The 15,887-nt window shown below is 70.9% G+C and carries 14 protein-coding genes and 1 pseudogene; 9 read left to right on the top strand and 6 right to left on the bottom strand.

The genetic code is table 11. The features are described from left to right. Positions 1-4: 4 nt before the first annotated feature. Positions 5-1,426: a Fe-S cluster assembly protein SufB gene (gene sufB / locus AB0G52_RS38305; RefSeq protein WP_046733478.1), complete on the bottom strand. Its 1,422-nt coding sequence runs from the start codon at positions 1,424-1,426 to the stop codon at positions 5-7. Continuing rightward, on the bottom strand, positions 1,423-2,166 hold the full coding sequence (locus tag AB0G52_RS38300) for a metalloregulator ArsR/SmtB family transcription factor (protein WP_132886102.1): 744 nt from the start codon (positions 2,164-2,166) through the stop codon (positions 1,423-1,425). Before AB0G52_RS38300 ends, sufB begins: the two co-directional genes overlap by 4 nt. Before the next feature lie 171 nt (positions 2,167-2,337). Here AB0G52_RS38300 and AB0G52_RS38295 point away from each other — a divergent pair, with 171 nt between their 5' ends. From AB0G52_RS38295 to AB0G52_RS38280, 4 genes are read left to right on the top strand one after another with little or no spacing between them, the layout of a single operon-like run. After that, positions 2,338-3,141 carry an AAC(3) family N-acetyltransferase gene (locus AB0G52_RS38295; RefSeq protein ID WP_361343517.1) on the top strand — a complete coding sequence of 268 codons (804 nt, stop codon included), beginning with the start codon at positions 2,338-2,340 and terminating at the stop codon, positions 3,139-3,141. 46 nt (positions 3,142-3,187) lie between these two features. Further along, positions 3,188-4,111, top strand: coding sequence for an ABC transporter ATP-binding protein (locus AB0G52_RS38290; RefSeq protein ID WP_132886104.1), 924 nt, complete (start codon positions 3,188-3,190; stop codon positions 4,109-4,111). After that, on the top strand, positions 4,108-4,878 hold the full coding sequence (locus AB0G52_RS38285) for an ABC transporter permease (RefSeq protein WP_361343513.1): 771 nt from the start codon (positions 4,108-4,110) through the stop codon (positions 4,876-4,878). Before AB0G52_RS38290 ends, AB0G52_RS38285 begins: the two co-directional genes overlap by 4 nt. Before the next feature lie 34 nt (positions 4,879-4,912). Next, positions 4,913-5,935 (top strand): COX15/CtaA family protein, encoded by a 1,023-nt coding sequence (locus AB0G52_RS38280; RefSeq protein ID WP_361343510.1) that lies wholly within the window; start codon positions 4,913-4,915, stop codon positions 5,933-5,935. Between the two features lie 24 nt (positions 5,936-5,959). Here the strand turns inward: AB0G52_RS38280 and AB0G52_RS38275 are convergent, their stop codons facing one another. The 3 genes from AB0G52_RS38275 to AB0G52_RS38265 all read right to left on the bottom strand — a co-directional run bounded on the left by AB0G52_RS38275 (position 5,960) and on the right by AB0G52_RS38265 (position 8,503). Continuing rightward, positions 5,960-7,066, bottom strand: a complete 1,107-nt coding sequence (locus AB0G52_RS38275; RefSeq protein ID WP_361343507.1) for an amidohydrolase family protein — start codon at positions 7,064-7,066, stop codon at positions 5,960-5,962. 104 nt (positions 7,067-7,170) lie between these two features. Next, on the bottom strand, positions 7,171-7,491 hold the full coding sequence (locus tag AB0G52_RS38270; RefSeq protein WP_132886108.1) for a hypothetical protein: 321 nt from the start codon (positions 7,489-7,491) through the stop codon (positions 7,171-7,173). A gap of 58 nt (positions 7,492-7,549) precedes the next feature. Then, positions 7,550-8,503, bottom strand: coding sequence for a heme o synthase (locus AB0G52_RS38265; RefSeq protein WP_165939220.1), 954 nt, complete (start codon positions 8,501-8,503; stop codon positions 7,550-7,552). A gap of 388 nt (positions 8,504-8,891) precedes the next feature. On the opposite strand from AB0G52_RS38265, the gene tkt reads away from it, so the two are divergent. The 5 genes from tkt to pgl are packed head-to-tail and all read left to right on the top strand — an operon-like array spanning position 8,892 to position 15,526. Continuing rightward, positions 8,892-10,979: a transketolase gene (tkt, locus tag AB0G52_RS38260; RefSeq protein WP_132886109.1), complete on the top strand. Its 2,088-nt coding sequence runs from the start codon at positions 8,892-8,894 to the stop codon at positions 10,977-10,979. Positions 10,980-11,012: 33 nt separating this feature from the next. Then, entirely contained in the window at positions 11,013-12,131 is a 1,119-nt protein-coding gene (tal, locus tag AB0G52_RS38255) for a transaldolase (RefSeq protein WP_361343502.1), read from the top strand. A 4-nt stretch (positions 12,132-12,135) separates the two neighbouring features. Continuing rightward, positions 12,136-13,674, top strand: a complete 1,539-nt coding sequence (gene zwf / locus AB0G52_RS38250) for a glucose-6-phosphate dehydrogenase (RefSeq protein ID WP_132886111.1) — start codon at positions 12,136-12,138, stop codon at positions 13,672-13,674. Next, on the top strand, positions 13,671-14,747 hold the full coding sequence (gene opcA, locus AB0G52_RS38245; RefSeq protein WP_132886112.1) for a glucose-6-phosphate dehydrogenase assembly protein OpcA: 1,077 nt from the start codon (positions 13,671-13,673) through the stop codon (positions 14,745-14,747). The genes zwf and opcA overlap by 4 nt, the downstream gene beginning before the upstream one ends. Further along, on the top strand, positions 14,744-15,526 hold the full coding sequence (pgl, locus tag AB0G52_RS38240; protein ID WP_132886113.1) for a 6-phosphogluconolactonase: 783 nt from the start codon (positions 14,744-14,746) through the stop codon (positions 15,524-15,526). The genes opcA and pgl overlap by 4 nt, the downstream gene beginning before the upstream one ends. A gap of 73 nt (positions 15,527-15,599) precedes the next feature. On the opposite strand, the pseudogene AB0G52_RS38235 reads toward pgl, so the two are convergent. Further along, positions 15,600-15,887: pseudogene (locus tag AB0G52_RS38235) on the bottom strand (glucose-6-phosphate isomerase); the annotation flags it as partial.

Here is a 15,887-nt window from a genome sequence, read left to right as displayed (position 1 = left end):
GGCGTCAGCCGACCGCGCCTTCCATCTGGAGCTCGATCAGCCGGTTGAGTTCGAGGGCGTACTCCATCGGCAGCTCCTTGGCGATCGGCTCGACGAAGCCGCGCACGATCATCGCCATCGCCTCGTCCTCACTCAGACCGCGGCTCATCAGGTAGAAGAGCTGGTCCTCGGAGACCTTGGAGACGGTCGCCTCGTGGCCCATGGACACGTCGTCCTCGCGGACGTCGACGTACGGGTAGGTGTCCGAGCGGGAGATGGTGTCGACGAGCAGCGCGTCGCAGAGCACGTTCGACTTGGAGCCCGGGGCGCCCTCGCCGATCTCGATGAGACCGCGGTAGGAGGTACGGCCACCGCCCCGCGCCACCGACTTGGAGACGATGTTCGAGGAGGTGTTCGGGGCCATGTGGACCATCTTGGCGCCGGCGTCCTGGTGCTGGCCCTCGCCCGCGAAGGCGATGGAGAGGGTCTCGCCCTTGGCGTGCTCGCCCATCAGGTAGACGGCCGGGTACTTCATCGTCACCTTGGAGCCGATGTTGCCGTCGACCCACTCCATGGTGGCGCCCTCGTAGGCGACGGCGCGCTTGGTGACCAGGTTGTAGACGTTGTTCGACCAGTTCTGGATGGTCGTGTAGCGGCAGCGGGCGTTCTTCTTGACGATGATCTCGACGACCGCGGAGTGGAGCGAGTCCGACTTGTAGATCGGGGCGGTACAGCCCTCGACGTAGTGCACGTAGGCACCCTCGTCGACGATGATCAGGGTCCGCTCGAACTGGCCCATGTTCTCCGTGTTGATGCGGAAGTAGGCCTGGAGCGGGATCTCGACGTGCACGCCCTTCGGCACGTAGATGAAGGAGCCGCCGGACCACACGGCCGTGTTCAGCGCGGCGAACTTGTTGTCGCCGGCCGGGATGACGGTGCCGAAGTACTCCTTGAAGAGCTCCGGGTGCTCCTTCAGGGCGGTGTCGGTGTCGAGGAAGATGACGCCCTGCTCCTCCAGGTCCTCGCGGATCTGGTGGTAGACGACCTCCGACTCGTACTGGGCGGCGACACCGGCGACCAGGCGCTGCTTCTCCGCCTCCGGGATGCCCAGCTTGTCGTAGGTGTTCTTGATGTCCTCGGGCAGGTCCTCCCAGGACTCCGCCTGCTTCTCCGTGGAGCGCACGAAGTACTTGATGTTGTCGAAGTCGATGCCGGAGAGGTCGGAGCCCCAGTTCGGCATGGGCTTCTTCTCGAAGAGCTTCAGGCCCTTGAGACGCAGCTTGGCCATCCACTCCGGCTCGGACTTCTTGCCGGAGATGTCGAGGACGACCTCCTCGCTGAGGCCACGCCTGGCGGAGGCACCGGCCACGTCGGAGTCGGCCCAGCCGTATTCGTACTTGCCCAGGCCTTCGAGCTCAGGGTGGGCAGTCTCCGTGGGGAGAGTCATGCGGGGTTCCTCCCGGCCGTGCTAGCAGATGCGTCAGTGGAAGTCGTGGAAATCTTGGGGATGAACGTCGTACAGACGCCGTCGCCGTGCGCGATGGTCGCCAGTCGCTGGACGTGGGTACCCAGCAGCTCGGCGAAGATCTCCGTCTCCGCCTCGCACAGCTGGGGGAACTGCTCCGCGACGTGGGCGACCGGGCAGTGGTGCTGGCACAGCTGTTCGCCGACCGGTGCGCTGCGCGCCGTTGCAGCGTACCCGTCCTGGCTCAGCGCCTTGGCCAGCGCTTCCGCGCGCTTGTCGGGGCTCACGCCCTCGATCGCCCGGCGGTAGGCGCTCGCCTGGGCGGTGATCCGGGCCCGCGCGAAGGCGGCGACCGCCTCCTGGCCGCCCTCCTGCTCGGCGATCCAGCGCAGCGCGTCGGCGGCGAGCTTGTCGTACGACTGGTCGAAGGCGTCGCGGCCGCAGTCGGTGAGGGCGAAGACCTTGGCGGGCCGGCCGCGCGTCCGCGCGCCGTACACCCGCTGCTCGCGCGCCTCCACGACGTCGTCGGCGACCAGGGCGTCCAGATGCCGGCGCACGGCCGCCGGGGTCAGCCCCAGGCGCCCGGCCAGCTCGGTGACGGTCGACGGGCCGTGGTCCAGGATCGACCGCGCGACCCGGTTGCGCGTCGAGCGCTCACCGGTCGCGAGCTCTTCCTGCGGGGTCCCCATGGGGGTCTCCCGAGCCTCGCCGACGTTTTTCACAACGCCATTGTTGCGTAATTCCTCAGGGGCAGGCAAGCCGCGCCCGGGGGACGGCGCGGTGCCCTGCGTCACTTAGGGCTACCTAATCCGACCTGCGGAAACGATCTCTGATCGATCGTGCTCGGAGAAACCGGTGGCGTGGTCCGGCCCCCTCCGGAACACTCCCGGACCATGCCCACACCCCCTCCGACCGGCCCCCTTGTCACCCGGGACAGCCTCGCCGGGCAGCTGCGCGCGCTCGGCGTCCGGCCCGGCGAGGTCCTCCTGGCCCACACCTCGCTCAGCTCGCTCGGCTGGGTCAACGGCGGACCCGTGGCCGTCGTCCAGGCGCTCCTCGACGCCCTCGGCCCGGACGGCACCCTGGTGGTCCCCACCCAGACCGGCGACCTCTCCGACCCGGCGCTGTGGCGCGACCCGCCGGTGCCCGAGGCATGGTGGCCGCGGATCCGCGCGACCATGCCCGCGTACGACCCCCGGACCACGCCCTCGCGCGGGGTCGGGGTGATCCCGGAGACCGTACGCAATTGGCCGGGCGCCGTGCGCAGCGTCCATCCGGGGACCTCCTTCGCGGCCGTCGGCCCGCTCGCCGCCCGGATCCTCGACGGCCACGCCCCCGACTGCCGGCTCGGCGAGCGCAGCCCGCTGGCCCGGCTGGAGGCGCTGCACGCGCGCGTGCTGATGCTCGGCACCGGCTACGACACCTGCACCGCCTTCCACCTCGCCGAGTACCGGATCCCCGCCCCGCGGGTCCGGGTCGGCCGGCCCGCCGCGGGCGGCGGCTGGGAGGAGGTGACCGAGGTGTCGATCACCTCCGACCGCTTCGACGAACTGGGGCACGACTTCGAACGCGACCGCCCGGTGGTCCTGCGCGGGGCGCTCGGCGCGGCCGGGGCGCGGCTCTTCCCGGTGGCGGACGCGGTCGCGTACGCCGAACGGTGGCTGGCCGTGCACCGCCCCCGTGAGGAGGAGATGTAGCACCCGGCCGTCCGGGTGACGGCAGACGTCCTTAGACTCTGTCACCATGCGAAGTGAGCCCGTGGTCCAGGTGCGGGACCTGGTGAAGCGGTACGGCACGAAGACCGCCGTGGACGGCCTCGACCTGGTGGCCCGGCCGGGCGTGACCGCCGTGCTCGGCCCCAACGGAGCGGGCAAGACGACGACGATCGAGACCTGCGAGGGGTACCGGGAACCGGATTCCGGCTCGGTGCGCGTCCTGGGCCTCGATCCCGTACGCCAGTCCGCCGAGCTGCGCCCCAGAGTCGGGGTGATGCTCCAGTCCGGCGGTGTCTACTCCGGCGCGCGCGCCGACGAGATGCTGCGCCACGTGGCCAGGCTGCACGCGCACCCGCTGGACGTGGACGCGCTGATGGAGCGGCTCGGCCTGGGCAGCTGCGGCCGGACGTCGTACCGCCGGCTCTCCGGCGGCCAGCAGCAGCGCCTGGCGCTCGCCATGGCCGTGGTCGGCCGCCCGGAGCTGGTCTTCCTCGACGAACCGACCGCCGGACTCGACCCGCAGGCCCGCCGGGCCACCTGGGACCTGGTGCGGGACCTGCGCGCCGACGGCGTCTCGGTCATCCTCACCACGCACTACATGGAGGAGGCCGAGCAGCTGGCCGACGACGTCGCCGTCATCGACGCCGGCCGGGTGATCGCCCAGGGCTCCCCCGAGGAGCTGTGCAAGGGCGGCGCCGAGAACACCCTGCGGTTCACCGGCCGCCCCGGACTCGACGTCGGCTCCCTGCTCAAGGCGCTCCCGGCGGACTCGACGGCGGCCGAACTGACCCCGGGGTCGTACCGGGTCATGGGCAAGGTCGATCCGCAGCTGCTGGCCACCGTGACCTCGTGGTGCGCCCAGCACGGGGTGATGCCGGACCGGATCTCGGTGGAACGCCACACCCTGGAGGACGTCTTCCTCGAACTGACCGGCAAGGAGCTGCGCTCATGACCACCGCGACGGGCACCTACGCCCCCCGGCCGGGCGCCGCCCCGCTGCCCCGCATGATCGCGGCACAGGCGGCCCTGGAGACGCGGATGCTGCTGCGCAACGGCGAGCAGCTGCTGCTGACCGTCGTCATCCCGACCCTCCTGCTGGTCCTGTTCAGCTCGGTGGACGTCGTCGACACCGGCGCCGGCAGGTCGGTCGACTTCCTCGCCCCCGGCATCCTCGCCCTGGCCGTCATGTCCACGGCCTTCACCGGCCAGGCCATCGCCACGGGCTTCGAACGCCGGTACGGCGTCCTGAAGCGGCTCGCCTCCTCACCGCTCCCCCGCTGGGGCCTGATGGCGGCGAAGACGGCGTCGGTCCTGGTCACCGAGGTCCTCCAGGTGATCCTGCTGACGGTGATCGCCTTCGCCCTCGGCTGGTCCCCGCACGGCAGCCCCTTCGCGGTGCTGCTCCTGCTCGTCCTCGGCACCGCCGCGTTCTCCGGCCTCGGCCTGCTGATGGCGGGCACCCTGAAGGCGGAGGCGACCCTGGCGGCAGCGAACCTGGTGTTCCTGCTGCTGCTCGTGGGCGGCGGGGTGATCGTGCCGCTGGACAAGTTCGGCGGCGCCCAGCACGTCCTCGCCCTGCTGCCGGTCTCCGCGCTCTCCGACGGTCTGCGGGACGTGCTCCAGCACGGCTCGGGAACGCCGTGGGCGGACCTGGGGATCCTGGCGGTGTGGGGGGTGCTGGGGCTGGCGGCCGCGGGACGGTTCTTCCGTTGGGAGTGACCCTCGTGAACGCGTGCACAAGCTGACCCCTACCATGGTGTCCGTGCCAAAGCTGACCCCCACCGACGTCGTTGCGGCCCTGCGCAACCCGCTCGCCTTCATCGCCGGCCACTGGACCCCGGATCCCCGGACGGTCCGGCGGGCCGCCCTCACCGCGCTCGTCATGTCGGTGGTCATCGTGGTCACCGGGGGCGCGGTGCGGCTCACCGGCTCCGGCCTCGGCTGCCCGACCTGGCCCGAGTGCACCGACGGCTCGCTGACCCCGACGACCGCGCTGAGCTACCACAGCGCCATCGAGTTCACGAACCGCATGCTGACGTACGTGCTGTGCGCGGCGGTCGGCTGGGCGATCATCGCCGCCCGGTCCGAGAAGCCGTACCGGCGCAGCCTGACCCGGCTGGGCTGGGCGCAGTTCTGGATCGTGATGGGCAACGCGATCCTCGGCGGCATCGTGGTGCTCGTCGGCCTCAACCCCTACACCGTCGCCGCCCACTTCCTGCTGGCGACGGCCCTCATCACGGTCGCCGCGGTGATGTGGCAGCGCACCCGTGAGGGTGACGGGGAGCCGCGCCCGCTGGTCGGCAAGGCCGTGCAGCAGCTGGTGTGGGCGCTGGTGGCCGTGTCGCTGGTGCTCATCGCCGCGGGCACGGTGGTGACCGGCGCCGGACCGCACCCGGGCGACTCCGGCGAGGTCGAGCGCATCGACGTCAGCTGGTCGGGCGTCGCGGAGCTGCACGCGGTGTTCGCCTGGATCGTGGTGTCGCTGACCTTCGCGCTGTGGTTCTTCCTCAAGGGCGTCGACGCGCCCCGCGGCCCGCGCGACCGGGTCCGTGACCTGTTCCTGATCCTGCTCGGGCAGGGCGTGATCGGTTACGTCCAGTACTTCACCCACCTGCCCACGGTCCTGGTGGGCCTCCACATGTTCGGCTCCTGCCTGGTGTGGATCGGTGTGCTGCGGGTCCTGCTGTCCCTGCGGGAGCGCGCCGCCGTGGCCACCGCCGAGCTGCCCGCACAGTCGTACGACGCGGTGGGCGCGTCGGCCGCCCGCGCCGAGTAGCCCCGGGGCGTCCCGGGGCACGGCTCACTCCAGTCCGTACACCCGGCGCGCGTTCCCCGCCGCGATCAGCCCGGCCACACGCTGGGCGTCGGCCGGAGACCAGGCGCCTTCGGCGACCCAGGCGCCGAGGACCCGGGCGAGGGACTCACGGAAGAGGCGGGCGCCGACGACGTGGAGTTCCGGCAGGCCGTGCGCGCCGCTGGAGAACAGGATCTTGCCGAACGGGGCGAGTTCGAGGATCTCGGCGAGGATCGTGGCGGCCCGGGCTCCGGTGCGGACCAGGGCCGCGCCCGAGTCGGCGAAGACGTGCGGGAAGACCCCGGCGAGATGGGCCGCGTGCCGGTGGTACGGGTAGCCGTGCAGCAGGATCAGGTCGGTGCCGAGGCCCGCGGTGGCCCGGACGAAGTCCGTGAGCAGCACCGGATCCGTACGGTCGATCCGGGCGCCGGGCTCGGCGAGGCCCGCGTGCAGTTGCAGGGGCAGCCCGGAGGCCACCGCGATCCACAGCAGGTGGCGCAGGAGCACCGGGTCGGACAGTTCGCCGCCGACCCGCCGGCCCGCCAGCCAGCGGCCCGCGGCACCGCGCACCTCGCCGGGACCGGGTGGCTCGGGGGCCAGGGCCAGGCCGTGCCGCAGGCCCGCGACCGAGGTGAAGGCGACCGCGTTCGCGGCCGCGCCGTGCACCGACTCGGCCAGGTTGGCGAGGAACGACTCGACGGTTCCCGAGGTGTCCGCGACCTGTTCGGCGAGGAGTTCCAGGCGGACGATCTCACGGGCGTTCGCGTCGCCGGTGGAGGCCATCTCGGTGGGGCCGGTGAGGTCGCCGGGCAGGCCGGTGTCGACGAGGTAGGTGGTGATGCCGCTGCCGCGCAGGAGCCGGCGGCCGGCCTCCAGGACGCCGAGTTCGCGGCGCCGGGCCAGGTAGCGGGCGGGCGGGCAGTGGGGTTCCAGACCGAGCAGCGGGGGGCACCAGCGGCGTACCGCGAAACCGGTCTGGGTGTCGAAGAGGGTGGTGCCGGGGGCGGGCGGGCCCTCGGTGCGGGCGAGCTGGGCCTCGAAGGTGCCCAGGCCCAGCTCGGTGCGGAGCACTCCGTGGCAGTACTGGTCCACCAGGGACGGCGTGTCGATCATCCGGGCTCCCCGTGGACGACGGTTGCTTAACCGTCTTAACGGGTGAACGGGATCGAAGTCGCGGGGCCGGGGGTGGCTTGTCGCGCGGTTCCCCGCGCCCCTGATCAGCCGCCGATCTGGATGCCGGCCATGCGCTTCCACTCGTACGGGCCCGTCGTCACCTTTGCCGCGAGTTCGCCGTCGAAGGCCTCGTGGGCGGTGATGCCGGACTTGGCCACCGCCTGCTCGGCGATCTCGTACGTCGGGGCCACCAGGTCGCCCCAGCCGCCGTCCTCGCCGACGAGGACGATGCGGGCGCCGCGTTCGCCGATGTAGGCCACCTGGCCCTCGGCGCCGCCGTGGGCCCTGGCGAAGGTGTCGATCTGCTTGGCGAGGCGCGTGACCTTGCGCTCGGCCTTCTGGTCCACCTGCTGCGTGTCTGCCATGAACAGGATGCTACTCACGGGTAGATCCACTGGCGAGGGCAGGGCGGTGTGACCTGCGTCAGCGCAGGAAGGGGTCGACCGCCACAGCCACGAAGAGCAGCGAGACGTAGGTGATGGACCAGTGGAACAGCCGCATCTCCTTGAGCTTCCCGCCCGTCACCTCGGCCTTGGCGCGGTTCTGCAGGGCGTGCGCCTCCCACAGCCACCAGCCGCCCGCCACCAGCGCGACCAGCGTGTAGAACCAGCCGGTGTAGCCGAGCGGGGTGAGGAGCAGGGAGACGGCGACCATCACCCAGCTGTAGATGACGATCTGCTTGGCGACCACCTTGTTGGAGGCGACCACGGGCAGCATCGGCACGCCCACGCGCGCGTAGTCGTCCTTCACCTTCATGGACAGCGGCCAGTAGTGCGGCGGCGTCCAGAAGAACATGACGAGGAACAGGATGATCGGTGCCCACGACATGGAGTCCGTGACGGCCGACCAGCCGATCAGCACCGGCAGACAGCCGGCGATACCGCCCCAGACGATGTTCTGCGAGGTACGGCGCTTGAGGATCATCGTGTAGACGACGACGTAGAAGAGGAGCGCTCCGAGTGACAGCCAGGCGCTCAGCCAGTTGACGGTGAAACCGAACAACAGGGTGGAGACGACCGCCAGGGTGATGCCGAAGGCGAGGCACTCGCGCGGGCTGACCATGCCGGTCACCAGGGGCCGCTGCGAGGTGCGGTCCATCAGCGCGTCGATGTCCCGGTCGATGTACATGTTCAGCGCGTTCGCGCCGCCCGCGGAGAGATAACCGCCCACGCAGGTGAGCAGCACCAGCGTCAGGTCGGGCACGCCCTGCTGAGCCAGGAACATCACCGGGACGGTGGTGATGAGCAGCAGCTCGATGATCCGCGGCTTGGTCAGCGCCACGAAAGCTTTGACACGGGCCCCGAACGGCCGGTGACTCGGGCTCTCGCTCGCACCGAGTACCCCCGCTGGACGGGATTCGACGGCCGTCACGCACACCCCTGACAGAGACTCCCAGCGAGCCCGCCGTGTGAACCGACGGTGAAGGCTCGCGCGTACCACGCCACTTTAGACGTTGCCCATACCCCGATCTTCGCGGGGGTGGGGTCGTGTTGGCGGGGGACTCGGCAGAGGGGTGGGGTGGCTCGATTGAGCAGTCAGATGAGCGGCTGCGTATTCACCTGCATTCGTGTGCCGACACGCCTTCCCGGCCAGTCGGGAGGCGGATCCCCGCCAGGCCCGGCAGTCTGTAAACACTCGAAAAAATGCACGTCCTTACGGGGGTAGGCTCGACAGCGGCCGGTGGGCACCCGGTACACCGGCAGCCGGTGTGGGCGTGTGCCCGTGGACCGGTAACCGAACATGTGGAGAGGAGCCCTGACCCAGGGTGAGCACCAAGCCGACCACCACAGACCTCGACTGGACCGAGTTGGACCAGCGGGCCGTAGACACCGCCCGCGTCCTGGCCGCCGATGCCGTACAGAAGGTCGGCAACGGCCATCCGGGTACGGCGATGAGCCTGGCGCCGGCCGCGTACACCCTCTTCCAGAAGGTGATGCGGCACGACCCGTCCGACCCCGACTGGGTGGGCCGCGACCGCTTCGTGCTGTCAGCAGGTCACTCGTCGCTGACCCTCTACACGCAGCTCTACCTGGCCGGCTTCGGCCTGGAGCTGGAAGACCTCGAGGCCTTCCGCACCTGGGGCTCCAAGACCCCGGGCCACCCGGAGTACGGCCACACCCGGGGCGTGGAGACCACCACCGGTCCGCTGGGCCAGGGTGTCGCCAACGCCGTGGGCATGGCCATGGCCGCCCGCTACGAGCGCGGCCTGTTCGACCCCGAGGCGCCGCAGGGCGAGTCGCCGTTCGACCACTACATCTTCTGCATCGCCGGTGACGGCTGCCTGCAGGAGGGCATCTCCGCCGAGGCGTCCTCGATGGCCGGGCACCAGAAGCTCGGCAACCTGATCCTGCTGTGGGACGACAACCACATCTCGATCGAGGGCGACACCGAGACGGCCGTCTCCGAGGACACCGTCAAGCGGTACGAGGCGTACGGCTGGCACGTGCAGCGCGTCGCCCCGAAGCCGGACGGCGACCTGGACCCGCACGCCATCTACAACGCGATCGAGGCCGCGAAGGCGGTCACGGACCGGCCGTCGTTCATCGCGATGCGCTCGATCATCGCCTGGCCCGCCCCGAACGCGCAGAACACCGAGGCCGCGCACGGCTCGGCGCTCGGCGACGACGAGGTCGCGGCCACCAAGCGCGTCCTCGGCTTCGACCCCGAGAAGTCCTTCGACGTGGCCGACGAGGTCATCGCCCACACCCGCAAGGCCGGCGAGCGCGGTGCCGCCGCCAGGGCCGAGTGGGAGAAGTCCTTCCAGCTGTGGCGTGACAACAACGCCGAGCGCGCCGCCGAGTTCGACCGGATCGCCGCGGGCGAACTGCCCACCGGCTGGGAGGAGAAGATCCCGGTCTTCGAGCCCGGCAAGGGCATCGCGACCCGGGCCGCCTCCGGCAAGGTGCTCCAGGCGCTCGGCGCGGTCATCCCCGAGCTGTGGGGCGGTTCCGCGGACCTGGCCGGGTCGAACAACACGACCATCGACAAGAACAGCTCGTTCCTGCCGGCCGGCAACCCGCTGCCGGAGGCGGACCCCTACGGCCGCACCATCCACTTCGGCATCCGCGAGCACTCGATGGGCGCGGAGCTGAACGGCATCACCCTGCACGGCAACACCCGTGTCTACGGCGGTACGTTCCTCGTCTTCTCCGACTACATGCGCAACGCCGTCCGGCTCTCGGCGCTGATGCACCTGCCGGTGACGTACGTGTGGACCCACGACTCCATCGGCCTCGGCGAGGACGGCCCGACCCACCAGCCGGTCGAGCACCTCGCCTCGCTGCGCGCCATCCCCGGCCTGAACGTGGTCCGCCCGGCGGACGCCAACGAGACCGCGATCGCCTGGCGCGAGATCCTCAGGCGCTACACGAAGGTGTTCGGCAAGGGCGCCCCGCACGGTCTGGCGCTGACCCGCCAGGGCGTGCCGGTGTACGAGCCGAACGAGGACACCGTCAAGGGCGGTTACGTCCTGTTCGAGGCGTCGAACGGGACCCCGGAGGTCATCCTCATCGCCACCGGCTCCGAGGTGCACGTCGCCGTCGAGGCCCGCGAGCGTCTGGAGGCCGAGGGCGTGCCCACCCGCGTCGTGTCCATGCCGTGCGTGGAGTGGTTCGAGGAGCAGGACCAGGGGTACCGGGACAGCGTCCTGCCGCCGTCCGTCAGGGCTCGTGTCTCGGTGGAGGCCGGCATCGGTCTCACGTGGCACAAGTACGTCGGGGACGCCGGCCGCATCGTTTCCCTGGAGCACTTCGGTGCTTCCGCCGACGGCAAGGTGCTCTTCCAGGAGTTCGGCTTCACTGCCGAGAACGTGGCCGACAAGGCCCGGGAATCCATCGCCGCCGCCCAGCGCTGACGCTCACATACGACCCGTAGGAGATGTAATTCCATGACAGACGCACTCAAGCGCCTCTCCGAGGAAGGCGTCGCGATCTGGCTGGACGACCTGTCGCGCAAGCGGATCACGTCCGGCAACCTCGCCGAGCTGATCGACCAGCAGCACGTCGTGGGCGTCACCACCAACCCGACGATCTTCCAGAAGGCGATCTCCCAGGGCGACGGCTACGACCAGCAGGTCTCGGACCTCGCCGCCCGCAAGGTGACCGTCGAAGAGGCCATCCGCATGATCACCACGGCGGACGTCCGCGACGCCGCCGACATCCTGCGCCCGGTCTTCGACGCGACCGACGGCCAGGACGGCCGGGTGTCGATCGAGGTCGACCCGCGCCTGGCGCACAACACCAAGTCGACCGTCGCCGAGGCCAAGCAGCTGGCCTGGCTGGTCGACCGCCCCAACACCCTCATCAAGATCCCGGCCACCGAGGCGGGCATCCCGGCGATCGCCGAGGTCATCGGCCTCGGCATCAGCGTCAACGTCACGCTGATCTTCTCGCTGAAGCGCTACCGCAAGGTCATGGACGCCTACCTGACCGGCCTGGAGAAGGCCAAGGAGCGCGGCCTGGACCTGTCGCAGATCCGTTCGGTGGCGTCGTTCTTCGTGTCCCGCGTGGACACCGAGATCGACAAGCGCCTGAACGACATCGGCACCGACGAGGCGAAGGCGCTGCGCGGCAAGGCCGCCGTCGCCAACGCCCGGCTCGCCTACCAGGCGTACGAGGAGGTCTTCTCCTCGGACCGCTGGAACGCGCTGGAGTCCGCGGGCGCCCGCAAGCAGCGTCCGCTGTGGGCCTCCACCGGTGTGAAGGACCCGGCGTACAAGGACACCATGTACGTCGACGACCTGGTCGCCCCGAACACGGTGAACACCATGCCGGAGGCCACCCTCTTCGCGGTCGAGGACCACGGCGAGATCACCGGCGACACCGTCACCGGCACGTACGAGCAGGCGCGCGCCGTGCTCGACGCCGTCGAGGCGCTCGGGATCTCGTACGACGACGTGGTCCAGGTCCTGGAGGACGAGGGCGTCGACAAGTTCGAGGCGTCCTGGAACGACCTGCTCAAGTCGACCCAGGCGGAGCTGGAGCGCCTGGCCCCCTCGGAGGGCTGATCACTTGTCACCCCTTTCCGGTTCCGGAGCGAACCCGCTTCGTGACCCCGCGGACCGACGGCTCCCGCGCATCGCGGGGCCGTCGGGCCTGGTCATCTTCGGCGTCACGGGCGACCTCTCCCGCAAGAAGCTCATGCCCGCCGTGTACGACCTGGCCAACCGGGGTCTGCTGCCGCCGGGCTTCTCCCTGGTCGGCTTCGCCCGCCGTGAGTGGGCCCACGAGGACTTCGCCGCCGAGGTCCACGACGCGGTCAAGGAACACGCCCGCACCCCGTTCCGCGAGGAGGTCTGGCAGCAGCTCATCCAGGGGATGCGCTTCGTCCAGGGCACCTTCGACGACGACGACGCGTTCGAGCGGCTGCGCTCCACCATCGAGGAGCTGGACAAGGCGCAGGGCACGGGCGGCAACTTCGCCTTCTACCTGTCGGTCCCGCCGCGCTCCTTCCCGGTGGTCATCCAGCAGCTGAAGAAGCACGGCCTGGCCGACCAGTCCGGCGGCTCCTGGCGACGCGCGGTCATCGAGAAGCCCTTCGGCCACGACCTGAAGTCGGCCGAGGAGCTCAACAAGGTCGTGCACGAGGTGTTCGAGCCGGACCAGGTGTTCCGGATCGACCACTACCTCGGCAAGGAGACCGTCCAGAACATACTGGCGCTGCGCTTCGCCAACACCATGTTCGAGCCGATCTGGAACCGGTCCTTCGTGGACCACGTGCAGATCACCATGGCCGAGGACATCGGTATCGGCGGCCGCGCGGGCTACTACGACGGCATCGGCGCCGCCCGTGACGTCATCCAGAACCACCTCCTCCAGCTGATGGCCCTGACCGCGATGGAGGAGCCCGCCTCCTTCGACGCGGACGCGCTGGCCGCGGAGAAGGAGAAGGTCCTCGGCGCGGTCCGGCTCCCGAAGGACCTGGGCAGGTCGACCGTGCGCGGCCAGTACGCGGCCGGCTGGCAGGGCGGCGAGAAGGTCATCGGCTACCTCGAAGAGGACGGCATCGACCCCCAGTCGAAGACCGACACCTACGCCGCCGTCAAGGTCGAGGTCGACAACCGCCGCTGGGCGGGCGTCCCCTTCTACCTGCGCACCGGCAAGCGCCTCGGCCGTCGCGTCACCGAGATCGCGGTCGTCTTCCAGCGGGCCCCGCACTCCCCCTTCGACCACACGGCGACGGAGGAGCTGGGCCAGAACGCGATCGTCATCCGCGTCCAGCCCGACGAGGGCATCACGGTCCGCTTCGGCTCCAAGGTGCCGGGCACCTCGATGGAGATCCGGGACGTGTCGATGGACTTCGCCTACGGCGAGTCCTTCACCGAGTCGTCCCCCGAGGCCTACGAGCGGCTGATCCTGGACGTGCTGCTGGGCGACGCCAACCTCTTCCCGCGCACGGAGGAGGTCGAGCTGTCCTGGAAGATCCTCGACCCGATCGAGGAGTACTGGGACAAGCACGGCAGGCCCGCGCAGTACAAGTCGGGCACCTGGGGCCCCGTCGAGGCCGACGAGATGCTCGCACGAGACGGACGGAGCTGGCGCCGCCCATGAAGATAGACCTCACGGACACCACGGCCGCCAAGGTCAACAAGGCGCTGGTGCAGGGCCGCCGGGCCATCGGCACGCCCGCCGTGGGCATGGTGCTGACCCTCGTCATCGTCACCGACGAGGAGAACGCGTACGACGCCCTGAAGGCCGGCAGCGACGCCTCGCACGAGCACCCGTCGCGCACGCTGGTCGTCATCAAGCGGGTCTCCCGCTCCCCCCGCGACCGTACGGCGTCCCGGCTGGACGCCGAGGTCCGGGTGGGCGCGGACGCGGGCACCGGCGAGACGGTGGTGCTGCGGCTGTACGGCGAGGTCGCCGACCACGCCGACTCGGTGGTGCTGCCGCTGCTGCTGCCGGACGCGCCGGTCGTCGTCTGGTGGCCGGTGAACGCCCCGCTCGACCCGGCGAAGGACCCGCTGGGCGCCCTCGCCCAGCGCCGGGTCACCGACACCTACGCCTCCGAGCAGCCCGTTCGGGAGCTGTCCGCCCGCGCCGACGCCTACACGCCCGGTGACACGGACCTGTCCTGGACCCGGATCACGCCCTGGCGCTCCATGCTGGCGGCGGCCCTGGACCAGGTGGCCTGCGAGGTCCGGGCCGTCGAGGTGGAGGGCGAGGAGTTCAACCCGAGCTGCGAGCTGCTGGCGATGTGGCTCGCGGACCGCCTGGACGTCCCCGTCAAGCGGTCGCTCTCCGCGGGCCCGGGTCTGACGGCGGTCCGCATGCAGACGACCCAGGGCCCGATCGCGCTGGACCGCGCGGACGGCTCCCTCGCCACCCTGTCCATCGACGGCCAGCCGGACCGCGCGGTGGCGCTGAAGCGGCGGGAGACGGCCGAGCTGATCGCGGAGGAGCTGCGCCGGCTCGACCCGGACGACACCTACGCGTCGGCACTGCGGTTCGGCGTGGAGCGGCTGAACGCGTCCGCGAAGGCGGCGCCCGCGGTTCCGGAGCCGTCGCCCAAAGGAGAACCGGTCACCGTCGGGGCGGCTCCCGACGCCGCTGCCGAGGCTCCCACGACAGAGGCGGCGCCGCAGCAACCGGCACCGCTGAAGAAGAGGGCGAAGGCGACATGAGCACCCCCCAGCTGGTCGTGCACCACGACAAGGAGCTGATGGCGCAGGCCGCCGCGGCCCGTCTGATCACGAAGATCGTGGACGCGCAGGCCTCCCGCGGCGAGGCGTCCGTGGTCCTCACGGGCGGCCGCAACGGCAACGGCCTGCTCGCGGCCCTGGCGGCGGCGCCCGCCCGGGACGCCGTCGACTGGAGCAGGCTCGACCTGTGGTGGGGCGACGAGCGCTACCTGCCCGAAGGTGATCCGGAGCGCAACGTCACCCAGGCCCGCGAGGCCCTGCTGGACCAGGTCCCGGTGGACCCGAAGCGCGTGCACGCCATGCCCGCGTCGGACGGCCCCTGGGGCGCGGACGTGGACGCGGCGGCCGAGGCCTACGCGGCGGAGCTGGCGCAGGCCGCCGACCCCGAGAACCACGGTCCGGTGCCCACCTTCGACGTCCTGATGCTGGGCGTCGGCCCGGACACCCACGTGGCGTCGCTCTTCCCGGAGCTGCCCGCGGTCCGCGAGACGGAACGCACGGTGGTGGGCGTCCACGGCGCCCCCAAGCCGCCGCCGACCCGGGTCTCCCTGACCCTGCCCGCCATCCGCTCGGCCCGCGAGGTCTGGCTGCTGGCGGCGGGCGAGGACAAGGCCGAGGCCGTCGCCATCGCCCTGTCGGGCGCGGGCGAGATCCAGGCCCCGGCGGCGGGCGCCAAGGGCCGCAGGCGCACCCTGTGGCTGCTGGACGCGGCAGCGGCGGCCCAGCTGCCGAGGTCGCTGTACCCGCCGGCGTCACCCTGAGGACACCCGCCTGAGAGAACCCGTACGGCCGTCGGCCGTACGGGTTCTCTCACGTCTGGGGATTCATTCGGGCCTACCGGCCGCGCAGCTCCCGGTACGTGGCCACCAGTGCCTTGGTCGACGGGTCGAGGCCGGGGACGTCGGCGCCCTCGGTCAGGGCGGGCTCGATGCGCTTGGCGAGGACCTTGCCGAGTTCCACGCCCCACTGGTCGAAGGAGTCGATGTTCCAGACGGCGCCCTGGACGAACACCTTGTGCTCGTAGAGGGCGATCAGCTGGCCGAGGACCGACGGGGTCAGCTCGCGGGCCAGGATCGTCGTGGTGGGGCGGTTGCCCTGGAAGGTCTTGTGCGGGACCAGTTC

The organism is Streptomyces sp. NPDC021562 (genome assembly GCF_040640875.1).
Lineage (GTDB): Bacteria > Actinomycetota > Actinomycetes > Streptomycetales > Streptomycetaceae > Streptomyces.
This window is presented reverse-complemented; position numbering and strand designations above follow the sequence as displayed.

Excerpts from the sequence above, each read along its gene's own strand:
- AB0G52_RS38275 (WP_361343507.1), bottom strand. The coding sequence starts at position 7,066 with ATGATCGACACGCCGTCCCTGGTGGACCAGTACTGCCACGGAGTGCTC.
- AB0G52_RS38290 (WP_132886104.1), top strand. The coding sequence starts at position 3,188 with ATGCGAAGTGAGCCCGTGGTCCAGGTGCGGGACCTGGTGAAGCGGTAC.
- opcA (WP_132886112.1), top strand. The coding sequence starts at position 13,671 with ATGAAGATAGACCTCACGGACACCACGGCCGCCAAGGTCAACAAGGCG.
- AB0G52_RS38270 (WP_132886108.1), bottom strand. The coding sequence starts at position 7,491 with ATGGCAGACACGCAGCAGGTGGACCAGAAGGCCGAGCGCAAGGTCACG.
- AB0G52_RS38285 (WP_361343513.1), top strand. The coding sequence starts at position 4,108 with ATGACCACCGCGACGGGCACCTACGCCCCCCGGCCGGGCGCCGCCCCG.
- pgl (WP_132886113.1), top strand. The coding sequence starts at position 14,744 with ATGAGCACCCCCCAGCTGGTCGTGCACCACGACAAGGAGCTGATGGCG.
- AB0G52_RS38295 (WP_361343517.1), top strand. The coding sequence starts at position 2,338 with ATGCCCACACCCCCTCCGACCGGCCCCCTTGTCACCCGGGACAGCCTC.
- AB0G52_RS38280 (WP_361343510.1), top strand. The coding sequence starts at position 4,913 with ATGGTGTCCGTGCCAAAGCTGACCCCCACCGACGTCGTTGCGGCCCTG.
- tal (WP_361343502.1), top strand. The coding sequence starts at position 11,013 with ATGACAGACGCACTCAAGCGCCTCTCCGAGGAAGGCGTCGCGATCTGG.
- sufB (WP_046733478.1), bottom strand. The coding sequence starts at position 1,426 with ATGACTCTCCCCACGGAGACTGCCCACCCTGAGCTCGAAGGCCTGGGC.